The sequence below is a fragment of the Deltaproteobacteria bacterium genome, from assembly GCA_018668695.1.
Classification (GTDB): Bacteria; Myxococcota; XYA12-FULL-58-9; order XYA12-FULL-58-9; family JABJBS01; genus JABJBS01.
In genome coordinates this window covers 1-12,326 of the sequence record JABJBS010000085.1, presented here as the reverse complement: position 1 = coordinate 12,326, position 12,326 = coordinate 1, and the positions used below count along the sequence as shown (strand labels likewise).

General features: G+C 49.4%; 11 protein-coding genes. 6 read left to right on the top strand and 5 right to left on the bottom strand.

Annotated elements, in window-relative coordinates:
* Nucleotides 1-1,672, bottom strand: a 1,672-nt coding sequence (locus HOK28_04675; protein MBT6432362.1) for an MFS transporter, incomplete at its 3' end; no start/stop codon positions are given.
* A gap of 375 nt (nucleotides 1,673-2,047) precedes the next feature.
* Here HOK28_04675 and HOK28_04670 point away from each other — a divergent pair.
* The 4 genes from HOK28_04670 (at nucleotide 2,048) to HOK28_04655 (ending at nucleotide 6,035) form a co-directional block, all read left to right on the top strand.
* Entirely contained in the window at nucleotides 2,048-3,058 is a 1,011-nt protein-coding gene (locus HOK28_04670) for a hypothetical protein (protein MBT6432361.1), read from the top strand.
* Complete coding sequence (locus tag HOK28_04665) at nucleotides 3,055-3,951, top strand: hypothetical protein (protein ID MBT6432360.1); 897 nt, start codon at nucleotides 3,055-3,057, stop codon at nucleotides 3,949-3,951. The genes HOK28_04670 and HOK28_04665 overlap by 4 nt, the downstream gene beginning before the upstream one ends.
* A gap of 205 nt (nucleotides 3,952-4,156) precedes the next feature.
* Nucleotides 4,157-4,915, top strand: coding sequence for a hypothetical protein (locus tag HOK28_04660; protein MBT6432359.1), 759 nt, complete (start codon nucleotides 4,157-4,159; stop codon nucleotides 4,913-4,915).
* A gap of 55 nt (nucleotides 4,916-4,970) precedes the next feature.
* Nucleotides 4,971-6,035, top strand: coding sequence for a stage II sporulation protein M (locus HOK28_04655; protein ID MBT6432358.1), 1,065 nt, complete (start codon nucleotides 4,971-4,973; stop codon nucleotides 6,033-6,035).
* Nucleotides 6,036-6,129: 94 nt separating this feature from the next.
* Here HOK28_04655 and HOK28_04650 read toward each other — a convergent pair whose 3' ends face one another.
* Complete coding sequence (locus tag HOK28_04650) at nucleotides 6,130-6,495, bottom strand: hypothetical protein (GenBank protein ID MBT6432357.1); 366 nt, start codon at nucleotides 6,493-6,495, stop codon at nucleotides 6,130-6,132.
* 497 nt (nucleotides 6,496-6,992) lie between these two features.
* Between HOK28_04650 and HOK28_04645 the strand changes: the two genes are divergently transcribed.
* Together HOK28_04645 and arsH are read left to right on the top strand one after the other, a co-directional pair.
* Nucleotides 6,993-7,634: a hypothetical protein gene (locus HOK28_04645; GenBank protein ID MBT6432356.1), complete on the top strand. Its 642-nt coding sequence runs from the start codon at nucleotides 6,993-6,995 to the stop codon at nucleotides 7,632-7,634.
* Nucleotides 7,635-7,864: 230 nt separating this feature from the next.
* Nucleotides 7,865-8,548, top strand: a complete 684-nt coding sequence (arsH, locus tag HOK28_04640) for an arsenical resistance protein ArsH (protein MBT6432355.1) — start codon at nucleotides 7,865-7,867, stop codon at nucleotides 8,546-8,548.
* A gap of 20 nt (nucleotides 8,549-8,568) precedes the next feature.
* Here the strand turns inward: arsH and HOK28_04635 are convergent, their stop codons facing one another.
* From HOK28_04635 to HOK28_04625, 3 genes are all read right to left on the bottom strand, one after another.
* Nucleotides 8,569-9,921: a hypothetical protein gene (locus HOK28_04635; GenBank protein ID MBT6432354.1), complete on the bottom strand. Its 1,353-nt coding sequence runs from the start codon at nucleotides 9,919-9,921 to the stop codon at nucleotides 8,569-8,571.
* A gap of 114 nt (nucleotides 9,922-10,035) precedes the next feature.
* Nucleotides 10,036-10,692, bottom strand: coding sequence for a methyltransferase domain-containing protein (locus HOK28_04630; GenBank protein ID MBT6432353.1), 657 nt, complete (start codon nucleotides 10,690-10,692; stop codon nucleotides 10,036-10,038).
* A 396-nt stretch (nucleotides 10,693-11,088) separates the two neighbouring features.
* Nucleotides 11,089-11,997 (bottom strand): DUF1295 domain-containing protein, encoded by a 909-nt coding sequence (locus HOK28_04625; GenBank protein MBT6432352.1) that lies wholly within the window; start codon nucleotides 11,995-11,997, stop codon nucleotides 11,089-11,091.
* Nucleotides 11,998-12,326 lie beyond the last annotated feature (329 nt).

Sequence of the window (12,326 nt, the reverse complement as noted above, 5' to 3'; positions counted from 1 at the left end):
GTGCCCGCCACATGCCAGACTCAGCTTCCACGACTTGTTGATCCAACGCGGCGACGACTTGTGCTTGCGTGCAAAAACCAAGGTCTACAACAATGTCACCGAGTAGGTTCAATCCGTAAAAGTCATCGGAGGTGAGACGACCTTCTGCGGGTACGATGTTGGCATAGAGGGTAGAAGTCGAAACGTCATTGGCCTTATCTTTTGAAGTGGAATTTGGCCTTATGAGGTTCGATATTTCACGTACGATTTCGCCATGCTCTTCGCGTGAGAGCAACGCTTTATGAACCATGACATCGCCCAGCAACCAGGGCTGGTTGGTTCTGAGACGTAACAAACGTTGCCATTTTAAACTTTTCCATAAAGTTTTGGCATCGATGAAACCGAGGTCGATGGCTCGCTGCCCAAACAAAGGTTGATGGTCTTCAAGGAGCAGGTCTGCGCGGCGAAGCTTGGGAATGCAAAAACCGACCAATGCCCATAGTCCAGAACAAATTCCGAGAATCCACATCAATAGTGCAATGCCGCGCCCCGGCCCGGTGCCGAAAAGAGGACCCAGCTCAGCCGTGAGAGAGCCGCCTTCTCGCATCAACGGTTCGAATACCTGATCGGCCAAGGGGCCTGAGATTAAAACTGCCAATACAAGAGGTGTTTGGGCCACAATGGGGCGGAAGGATAAGACCTTGCCCTGAATATCGGGGGGCACTTTTCGCAGCCATATGCCATCCGCACAGCCCATAATGATTGGAAATAGCAGCGAAGCACCCATGACCAATATTCCCATTGCCCACAAAGACTGAAATGGCACGGTTGCGACTAGTAGGATTCCTTGGAGTCCGATGCTTCCTAAGATACCGAGAATCAGACGGTTTGGGCCTCCCCAAGTTAGCATCAATCCGCCACCGAGAATAACGCCGACGCCTCCCAAGGAAATTACCACGCCCAACTCGGAGGCTGTTCCCAAGCTTTTGATTAAAGGCATCAGAAGGGTCCAGGTGATACCTCCGAATAAATTGAGACCACCGAGGTAGAAAAGAAGGAGTAAGAGTGGGGTGCGTTCGCGGATATATCTCCAGCCAAAAAAGAGGTCGTCCTTTACTGATTTATTGGCACGTAAGCCGGAGGCGCTGATTCGAGCAGGGGGGAAACGAAGAATGGATAAAACCACCACGGCAAAGGTGAAGGTTGAAACATCGACCATGAGAATTCCGCTGAGTCCAACCCAATCTAGAAGAAAGCCGCCGAGAAGTGGAGCCACCATTTGAGAGAGTCCAAGCCCCACCTGGATGAGTCCGGATGCCTTGGCGAGTGACTCTTTAGGAACGAGTAAAGTTGTGGCGGAGGACATTGCGGGAAATTGAAAAGCATTAAAGGCAGAGGATAACGCGATTAAAATAAGCAGGGTCGAGAAATCTAGATTGTCATAGGTGTGGAGGAAGAAGAGGAGGAGCGTGCAGGCACCGGCGCCAATATGGCTAAGCATCAGTGCAAACCGCCGGTTCCAGCGGTCGACCACAACACCGGCAGCCAACGCCAATGTCATTTCCGGTGCAATGGCGGCAAAGAAGGTAAGACTAAACTGAGTGACCGAGTCATTTTGTTCGAGTACGGTTAAGGCAATACCGAAGGCTGTTAGCTGGGTTCCTAGACGGGAAACGACCTGGGCTAACCACAAGAACCCAAAGGTCAGAAGATTTCGATTTTTCAGAGAAGGCCCGGCCATAAGCGAGAGTAAGACAACGCATACTGGGCCACAACCATGAGTATAGAAGAGCCCGGGAAAAACACGCTTTTTTTCCTGCTCGCTCCATGAGGAAGTTCTACCCTGAACTCCACACTGGTCTTGAATTCCTATTCATTCCAGCACCGGTTCGGGGCTTTGTATGGTAATCACCCCACCAGGTGAGGTAACAATGTGGCTCTGGTGGGTCATAAGTACCTGATAGCTTTAGCTTCTTACGGTTTATGGTGCCTGCCTCGTGGCTGAGCATATTGGGGCGTTTGAAACCAGTGCTTAGCTCAACGGGTTGCCAGCTTTCAAGGGGGTGTCATGCAAATCGTACGTGGCTTTTGGGCCGGAGTAGCCATTGCTTTTTTAGTGGGGTGCAGTGCCGCGAATTTGTCTCAAAAGACGACAACGGTTGCTAACTCAAACTCAACTCACTCTGCCATGGCACAGTGGGAAGCAAATCTCTTAGGTGATCTGCAAGATTTGAATGTAACGGTTAACCAGTTGTTCGCCGCGACGAGTGATGCAAACCCAGACCACTTACGAAGCCCGAAGACTCTTGAGGATGCAAAAAATATTGTACGCAGCTCCCACGTGGCCTTTTTTTCTGAGGCAGAGAAAATTTTTGAAACGCATATGAAAAAGCAGGCGTCCGACTTAAACGTCCTCACCTGGTATGCCCAGCTTTATTTGTCTTGGGGTCAGGCGCTTTTTGATATTGAAGTGTACATGGAAGCAGCCCTCGGTGATTCTCGATTGTTTTTACAGCTTACTACAGAGAAGCTTGTAAACTCACCGGGCTCCGTAAGTGATAAATTTCTTTCAGAATACAGTGTAGCTTTGGCGCAGCTTGAGAGCGAGGGTCAATCCAAGATTGATAGCCTTGGCGTGCAGTGCGACCTTTATTTGGATAAAGCATTGCCGCTTATTGAACGGATTGAAGAACTTTCGCCCGACACCTACCACCGTAACCGGCTGATGGCTGATTATTATGCCTTGGTTGGCGAAGCTCAGCAGTTTTCAAATCAGTTGAAAATGATTGAATCCAAAAACCCCGACAGCAATGGTTTACGCTATATGAGAGGGGTTCAAGCGGCGGATGAAGAGCGCTGGGAAGCGGCGATTGGGTGGTATGAACAGGCACTGTATCACGAGCCGGAATTTACCGAAGCAGAGTATGCACGAGGTTTCGCATTGTGGCAGTTGGGGCAAAAGCAAGCAGCTTTAGACTCGATGTATCGAATACTCGTCGTAACACCGGACCATACGCTTGCCTTGCTTACGAAATGGATGATTGCAACGGAAGACCAAACGGAGGGAGCGGTACAATGACCCTACCGATGAATAAGGCACTTTGCGCCGTAGGCTTTTTGATTGTGATGCTAAGTGGCGTGGCAACAGTTCACGCATCTGATTCTAAAGATACGAACTCTGCAAAGGTAGACGGAAAGAATCTCGCCAACGTTCCTGCCGCTACTCTGAGGTTTTTTGATGCTCTTGAAATACGTAGGGAATTGGAGTCCTTGAAAGATGGTGCCAAAAAAGTGGGCGACATGCTCATGGGGTTCGTAGGCACGAGGGACGCCTCCGCGCTGGACAGTAAACAAAAGAAAGAACTCGCACAAAGGCTTGAGGTCTCGAAAAAGGAAATGGCGAAGTGCCTGGATTCAAGTTCCATTTATAAATCATTCAGCGCGGCTTTCGCATTGAAGCTGAGTGCGGAAAAATCTGAGCAGTTAACCACCGCTTACAGTGCGCCTGCGGGTCAACAGATCCTACAGATTTCCCGAGACGCATCGACTTCAGGAGGCGCGTTTGCTGCTTCTAGTTACTTTAAGGAAGCGTTTTCTAAGTTGTCCAAGGCGCGGGAAGAGCAAGTGCGGATGATGGTTGCGGCGAGCCGCTACGTGGATTCTCGGACCAGGCTAACACGCAATATGATGCCTGCGGTATTGAAAATCCAGCACGAGAAAATGACGGAATCGCAGTTGCAAAATAAGATGCTGGCGAGCCAAGATGAATACGTGATGGAAGGGTTGGCGACTTTTGCATATGGTACCAGAGACTTAACGCGGGCTGAGATGACGGCGGTCCTTAAGCTTTACGCCACACCAGAGCATCGCGCATACATCGCAGCGAAAAATCAAGCTCTTGAGCCCGTCACTGAAGCGTTATTTCAATGCTTGGTAAGTAGCCTCAGCTCCGTAACAGACGAAGTCCGGTAGATATTTTAGAACTCCACGGATTTCTTTTCCAATCTGTAATTTAAAAAACGTCCTTATAATCTACTCTTAGGATTATAGAGCAGGTCTGCGCATGTAGGCGAACTGCGCCGCGTTGCATACAATAGGCGGACGGCCTGAGAGATGACATACTCTAACCTCAATTACGAAACATAAGAATGTGCTGGCTCAACGCAGGGGGTGCACCATGTCAGAAACTAACCAACCACGTAAGGCGTCTCGTCTTAAAATGGGACTCTACAGTATCGCCATACTGGGTGCGGCGAGTATGGCCTTTAGCTCACTCAGCGGTGAGGATGGTCTTTCCGGTCAAGCGATTGGGGAGCAAGCTACTCCTTCGGCCGATACAAACGGTGCCTGGGAATTGGTAGCGGAGAATGAGGGGTTTGTAACAAAGCGTATGGCGGTTGAAGGCAGCCCGATTATGGCTTTCCGAGGTGAGACTGTGGTGGATGTTCCACTTAGTAAAATCCTCACAGTTTTCTTAGATGCCGAACGCCGAAAAGACTGGGTAGACCGTTTTGATTCTACCCAAGATGTGGAAGTCGTAAGTGACCTTGACCGCGTTTATTGGATTCGTTTCGAATTACCGTTTCCACTCTCGGACAGAGATTACCTCTTGAGAGCGACGGGGGATATAGATCCTGATAACCGTGTGTTTGTGGCAAATATACGTTCGGTGAGCCATCCCAATCGCGGTGAAGATGATTGCTGTGTCCGTGCCGAGGCTTTTCGCACGTATTATCGCTTTCAGGCATTGCCCGGTGAAAATAAAACGAAGATTGAAGTCGAGGTCCATACCGATCCAAAAGGTATGCTACCTGGCTGGCTCGTGAATATGGTCCAAGAAGATTGGCCACAGAAGACACTTCTTTCGTTGGCACGAGAAGCGGGTAAAGAAGATGTTCCTTCTCATAAAAAGTTTGTCAGCTGGGAAGCTAAGTAGAGAAGAATCCAATTGGGTTTGGACCTAAGGTCCTGATGTTGGTTAACATAGGACTATGACCGATCCCTCATCGCCAAGATATGGAACAGGGCTTCGCCGCATTGCGGAGAGCCTCACAGACCAGCCCCTGGGTGTGGTCGTGCAAGTGCTCTACGGTGTGGCCGAGGAAGACGTTGAGTTTGCGCTTAAAGAGCAAAAAGGGACGGGCGGTAAACTTGGTGATATTTTAGTTCGCCGGGGCAGCCTTTCGGAAGAACAATTGGCTGCCTGCCTCGCACTCCTCGTCAAAAAGGAAACGACCTTTCTTTCGCATGCGTTTCTTGCGCCGCTTCGATTCAAGTGGTGGGGACGCCATGCTCAGCTTACAATGGAAAGTCTTGCTTTGATGCTCGTCACCTTCGTGGTGGTACATCGATTACTGGGACTTGCGGAAAGCGGTTTACTGGCTATTTTTCTTACCTCTGCAGCGTTGACCACACGATTCAATGTGGTTCTCGCTGACATCAATACGAAAAACGAAGTCGTTGATATTTTGGCCATGTTTGTTGGCCTCTTCATGGTATTTGTTGGGGTGGCGACGATGATGGATCCCGCTACCATTCCCAAGAGCTTTGGTTTTGTCATGTCCATCGCGGATATGGATGCTACCACGACACTCTACGACCGAAGCTTCGGTAACTTTGGCGGTATCGTGGTTCACAACACCATGGTCCTGGCATCGGGTGTCCTCTTGAGCTTTCTATACCGTGGTTATGCCACGCTCTTGTTGCTTGCGTGGAATGCCGCGGTGTGGGGACTCACTTTAACGCTTCTTTTCCGCCAAAGTTTCTTAGCCGATGGAGGAGTGAATATCGTACCACTCTGCCTCGGGGTGGCCGCGCTACTTCCTCACCTGTTGCTAGAGGCCACCGCTTATATATTGGGTTCAATAAGTGCGATTACCGTTTCGAAAAGCCTGCTTTGGTATGGGATGAGTTCACGGCGCTTTCGCCGCGATGCTTTACGTTCTTTGGGGGTTCTTTCGGCTGCCGCTGCGATGGTAGCAGTTGCGGGCGCCCTGGAGTCTCACTGGGCACCAGAGCTTCTCTCAATGGCTAGAGAGCACATGTTGCCTCGCTAGCAGCTACCTTGTCTTAGGTACCTACGAGGCTTGCTCTGCGTAAAGGTCGAGAATGATAGATCTGAAGAGGAAGAAGGACAGGAGCAGGAGTGGCTTAAGCACTCATGCGTACGACGGTATGAGATGATTCCATCGGTACAGGAAGAGCAGCGGCTCCGCCCGGTGGTGGCTCAGGGTCGAAATCTGGTCCCGAAGAGTTAGAGTTACGCTTGTTCTTAAGAAGCATTCTAAGTTCAGCTTCAAGGCAATGAACCAGCTTTGTGCTTAGTGGCTTGGCGCCAATTTGAAAATCGTGAAGGTCCTGCGCCAAGTCTGCCTTGGTTTCTGCTAGGACCTGGGCAGCCAGAGGAATAGCTTCTAATCTTTCAGCCATTTTTTCCTTCGAGCAGATAGGACTGATGGTCGCCATCGCTTCGTTGGAGGTCGTAACTGATTCGTCTCTTGTCGGCGTTTTGTTCATAACTTCTTCATCGGTTTTGGTTTAACAGGCTCACTACACTATAAATTTCCAAAGCTGAACCAGGAAAATGCAAAATATTTAGGAAATGTACGGGCGATTTAGCCAACTTTAACAGTTACTTAGTCAAATTACCGAGCGACGGGCTGCTTTTGGCCTCCTTGGGCCAAGAAGTGAGCCCGATCTGAAGGGCTCTGCGCTGGATACGTAACTGACGGGTGATTGCTCCAAACCGGTAGCATGCCATGGGTACTTTGACCGGGTTCGGACCCCATCTGAGGCCCCCAATATTTAGGAAATGTACGGGCGATCTATCGACCGGAGCGGGGCAGCAAGGCTTGTTTGAAAAGTACAGGCTTTGCGTGAGCGCACCGCCGTATAGCAGAGAACCCGATGCCCGAATATTTAGAATTGTTAATGTTTTCAAAGCCGGAGCGAATCGGACTGCTTTGGCACACCCCCTGCTAGCGGGAAGATGAGGTTTCGCGAAAGGACTCATGATGATGCGTAGAATACATGTTGGTTTGATGATGGCCATTGGACTCTCTTTAGTAGCTTGTGGAACAGCGGATTCGACCGAGGTGCAAGTTGACGACGTCAATGCTGACACTGCGGCGGCGGACTCTGATTCTCAGAATGAGGAGGTCACGGACGCCGCTCCCTCTGATCCAAGATTGCCATCAACCGGTGACTCTTACCGCGATACGGCACAGGAATTTGCGCTGGATGTGGTGCAGACTTACTTCGATGAAGATGCCACCTTGTTTGAGTCTTTAGTGCATGACCCAATTTATCTTGCGGGGACCAACACAGTATATACCCGCGCAGAATACCTTGAGATGATGCTAGATCCTAACCAGTTTCCAGCGGGACAAGACTATACCACGTATACGATGGACGATTACCTAAGTGTGTATGACCCCGGCGTGCATACCTTTGCTGAAGCCAGTGAGAAATTCGGATTGCCTTTATTTGACGATGACGGCTGGGTACCCGCAGACGATGAGTTTTTGTTTATCGGTTTTTTCCGCACGGATGGTGTTCCTTACAGCGACGAATTCATGTCTATTAGCTTGGTTATGTTTGTGGTCGCAGAACGCGACGGCGATTGGAAAATAGTTGGTTTGATTCCTCATCCTTAAATCGGGGCTAGAGCTTGGCTGGGGGCCTCACCTCTCGAGGCCGTCATACTTCGCTAAAAAGTCTCATCAGCTTCTCCAGTTGATTGCTTAACCCTTCCTGCCAGCTTGCCTTAGGTTCAAATATTACCGAACTGGCTTGAAAGAACCGGGGGTTTGTTATCTTTAACGGTTAAGTCAGCCGCCGGGTTTTACGGTGGTGAAACCATAACCTATTCAAAGTGAGCATTGCGGTGAAAGATTTACCCAACGTAACTGATTCGCATTTTGATATCCCTGACCTTGATAAAATAGCAGGTACTGGAGAACCGCCGCATCGCCCTCGGATCTTGCTTTTACATGGGTCGTTACGGCCGCGCTCGTTCAGCCGCCTCTTGGTAGCCGAAGCTGAAAGGTTATTGACGGCAATGGGCGCTGAAACAAAGGTTTTCGACCCAGCTGGGTTACCGCTGCCTGACGATGGTCCCGTAGACCACCCTAAAGTTCAGGAGTTAAGAGAACTCTCGCAATGGTCGGAAGGGCAGGTGTGGTGCAGCCCTGAACGCCACGGAGCTATGACAGGGGTATTTAAAAGCCAGCTCGATTGGATTCCGCTTAGTATTGGCAGCATTAGACCTACCCAAGGAAGAGTTGTTGCATTGATGCAGGTATGTGGAGGGTCCCAATCGTTCAACACCGTCAACGATTTGAGGCTTCTTGGCCGGTGGATGCGGATGCTGGTTATTCCCAATCAATCATCGGTACCAAAAGCTTATCAAGAGTTTGATGATGACGACCGCATGAAGCCATCAGCCTATTACGACCGCGTTGTCGACGTGATGGAGGAGCTCATGAAATTCACACGGCTCATGCGCGGCCGAACGGATTATTTTGTTGATCGCTACAGCGAGCGTAAGGCAGAAGCTAACAAGGCTTAATTGAAACTCTAAGCGAATCTTTAGGCGGCAGAGGAAGCTGATTTTTGTTGAACCCGCAGCTGAACAATCTCGATAAGCTCTGCGAGATTTTTCCTAAGAACGATAAGAATAGCCAAGCTATAGGCAGCTAAGATCCACCAGGCTGATATCTCCGATAGATAAGAACCCACCAGCGCAAAGATGGATATAAGCGAGAGGATGGCCAGAGCTCCGGGACTCTTACTCATCTCTACGGGCATTCGTTTTTTCAAGACCAAGATGGCAATGGTTGTTTTAATAATGGCATTGGCAAAGAGCCCGAAGGCTAAAGCGACTAATCCCCAGTGCTCCGTTGTCCACCACCAGAGGGCCAATGTGATGAGCAGACCGCTAATCGAAGCGAGAACTGGAGTTTTTAAGTCGCCGATACCAGGTAAAACATTGCTGGCAGCCATGCCGATGATAGCCACCAAGCTGGCGCCGATTAAAAACTGGAAGGCAAGGATTCGCTCGGGTGTAACTTCGGTACCCATGACCTCGAGAATGGGCCCAGCAATCAATGCCATGGCCACGCAGATCGGAATGTTGATTAAGAGAATCCAATGGTTGCATTCAGTGGTTAATCTCGTGAGTTTATCGTGGTCGCCCACACCATCAAGCTCCGATGATTCAGCAAAGAGAACCGTTCGTAGCATTCTCGGGAGCAGTTGCAGGGCGACGAGCGCCGATGCACAGAGGCCCATAAAGGCAGCGCCACTAAGGTCACCAACATCTCCTGCGAAGATAATCGCCAGCTCATTCACAGACATCGAGGCAGTGGTACCCAGCAGAGCGAGGGCACTGAATGATAGGATTTCCTTTTGGGGAATTTTATCTTCTGCAGTACAGGAAGTCCGCCAACGGCTGCGTTGAACCCATGATGACCCAACGACAAAAACGAGGTAGCCAATGGCGAAGCATAACACCAAGTTCTCGCCGGTTTGGAAAACAATCATAAGCCCAAGCGACGCAAAGAAGACCAGCCCCGAAATGATTTCGAGAAGGGTGGCGATGCCCACCTGATCACCAGCGTAGAGTGCGTGCCTGGCGAATTGGTAAAATACATAGGCAATTGCGATGAGATAAGCGTAGGAGAGTGAGGCCGTTTGGAGGTTGAGCCAAGATGCGGTTTTTTCGGAAAATAAATGGAGTAATCCAATGCACAAAAGCACTGAAACGGCATTGGCAATATAGAGGCGCCGGTAGATCCAGTCTGCGGTACGTGGACGGTCTTCACCGCGAGACTTCGCGATAAACCTTACGGTTGCAGCATTGGAAAAAGCGACTGTGGGTAGGCCGATTAATAAGGCCGTAGAAAAAATAAGATTGAGAGTCCCGGTGGTTTCTTCGCCCAACGAATTGATGGAAGCGAGGTTAAAGCCAAACCGCGATGCGCCGACAAAGAGCAGGCCTATACCTGTAAGGATTATCTTGCGTAATATGAGATTCGTTTCGCGGCTTGCAACAATCTATCTTCCGATTAAAAACATATAGCTTCGGGTTAAGAATAAATTGTTCGCCTCAATTAAGCTATGTTTTGGCGTAAACCGGTGCAGCAAAGGAACTCGAAAATAAGTGCCTTGAGAATCGTAGAGCTTCAACCCTGAGAAATTGAGTAAGGCGTTGATGTTTTGATGGGTGTAGGAACCAATATGCCCCTCGGTATCTTTACCATGACGCATATTGACCATCATTTCATTTAAGCAGTAGGGGTTCGGAACTGAAATAACCAGACGGCCTTCAGGCTTGAGAACCCGTTTAACTTCTTCAAGAAAATGGCTTGGGTTTTCTAGGTGCTCCATCACCTCTAAGGCAACGATGTAATCCTGGGTGCCGTCTTCAAAAGGAAGGCCGTCGTTTGCGTTGTGGATGATGTAGTCGTCTTTAGAGTAGCCAGGAATGGATTTGATGGCTTTCTCATTGATGTCTACGCCGATGTATTTTACATCTGTTCGCTGAACCAGATTGCGGATGATGGCAAACATGCAGCCGATTTCACAGATCGACATTCCGGGCTGGAGGTCCAACCACTTTAAAATTCGCTTGTAGCGGATCGATGCCTCTGGGTGACTTAAAACGTAGTCATTTCCGCGAACTTCGTAGAATTGTTCCTTACTGATCTTCATAGTGCTGGCACGTATATACGAATTGTCGGGATGTGCCTAGAGCGAAATATCGGCGATGGGTTTTTGTTTCCCTTGATAAAGCCTAATGAAATTAAACGCTTACCTCTGCCACTGAGGGCCGCTGTCTCCTGCTAATGTTTGGCTTGGGCCGGGTAATATCTCGCGGACATAGGCGTTGATTCCTTTTTCCTGACTCCAGTGTTTTGGGTAGCCAAGGGAAACCTCCTCAAACCGCACTCCGTCGCGCTCTTACCGATTGGCGGCGCACCACAAATCAATCAAGACGCAACACAGGGTATGGTCGGTATTGAATTTCTGAGCGAGTTTGGAATGTATCCGATGCTTGGGTACTTGGATCTGAGAATTGCCTTTGGAAACCTTTATGAACAGTTTTGTTTACGTGTTTCGTACGGGCCCGGGGAAGAATCGATTGGTGGATTCCTGGTAGGCTTTGTACCCAGGGCGCTTTTGAACCGAGAAGTATTCAGATGGAACAGCTCCGGTTTGGTAGACGAGAAAAACGTACATGCCTCGTGATAGATAAAGAAGACCTGCGCCGAGTATTACCCACACCGGCAGAGACTCTGTTTCTTGTAGAGCCGTCCATGACGGGATAGCTGCAATGATAAGACCATTCCATACCATCCATTCACCGAAGTAATTGGGGTGCCGGCTGTAGCGCCATAAGCCAACATTGCAGACCATGTTTCTTTGTCTCGACTTTTTCATATCCAGCAAGAATTGATTTTTCTGGAGGTCAGCGACCGTTTCAAAACCGAGGGCGGCGAATGAGACCCCAAGCCCGATAAGCTCCAAGGCAGAGAATGAGGTGCTCTGATTCGATGCGATGATAAAGGCTGGGAGCGCTGAGAATGAAATGTTGGCGATGCATTGTTTCAGAATTTCAATTTGTGTTTCGAGCGCGATATTCTTCACACCTTGCTCTTTCCAGATCATGTGGCGGTATGCATAGCGCGGAAATTCTCTATTCAAGAATCCCTTTTTGAGTAAGACAAGTGCGCCCAGTCCCATTCGGGAGCCAATGAGCAAATACATGACCCCAACGGCGATGCTACGCGCGGAGTAGCCCTCGGTCAGTGCGATAGACAGCGCGCCTATTAAAGCAAGGCCCCAGGGCCATGCAATATCCACATAGGATAGACGACCGGTTTTCCAGCCGGGGATACAGGCAACGAATAGGAACAAGGCCAATTGTACGCACGCGTTAATAAGCCCAATCGATTCAAAGGTTGTGCTTATCAAAATAATTGCGAAGGACGTGAGTCCTACCAGCACCATGCTCATGGCTAGATCCTCTAAGTTATTTTAAGTGTACCCTGGTTCTGAAATTGAGTGCACGAACGTGTTTATATCGTTTTGGCTTTCTAAACTCTACGTTTTTCAGGCTTGGCGACGAACACTGCGGACGAGTGATTTGAAATGGCGGTTTGCTTAAACCGGACCAGATGCATGCTTATGTGACCTCGGTCACACTCTGGAGGGGTCAAAAATCTGAGCCATGTGATGGAGATCACAGAGTTTCTTGAACTTTACGCCTGAAAAGTACGGAACGCCGAATTTGATCTAATAAAAAATCTCAAAAAGACAACAGATTCCGTGATGAGCCTCACACT

What these genes read in the sequence shown, in the direction of transcription:
- HOK28_04660 (MBT6432359.1), top strand. Translation starts at nt 4,157, where the DNA reads ATGTCAGAAACTAACCAACCACGTAAGGCGTCTCGTCTTAAAATGGGA.
- HOK28_04645 (MBT6432356.1), top strand. Translation starts at nt 6,993, where the DNA reads ATGATGCGTAGAATACATGTTGGTTTGATGATGGCCATTGGACTCTCT.
- HOK28_04625 (MBT6432352.1), bottom strand. Translation starts at nt 11,997, where the DNA reads ATGAGCATGGTGCTGGTAGGACTCACGTCCTTCGCAATTATTTTGATA.
- HOK28_04655 (MBT6432358.1), top strand. Translation starts at nt 4,971, where the DNA reads ATGACCGATCCCTCATCGCCAAGATATGGAACAGGGCTTCGCCGCATT.
- HOK28_04665 (MBT6432360.1), top strand. Translation starts at nt 3,055, where the DNA reads ATGACCCTACCGATGAATAAGGCACTTTGCGCCGTAGGCTTTTTGATT.
- HOK28_04650 (MBT6432357.1), bottom strand. Translation starts at nt 6,495, where the DNA reads ATGAACAAAACGCCGACAAGAGACGAATCAGTTACGACCTCCAACGAA.
- HOK28_04670 (MBT6432361.1), top strand. Translation starts at nt 2,048, where the DNA reads ATGCAAATCGTACGTGGCTTTTGGGCCGGAGTAGCCATTGCTTTTTTA.
- HOK28_04630 (MBT6432353.1), bottom strand. Translation starts at nt 10,692, where the DNA reads ATGAAGATCAGTAAGGAACAATTCTACGAAGTTCGCGGAAATGACTAC.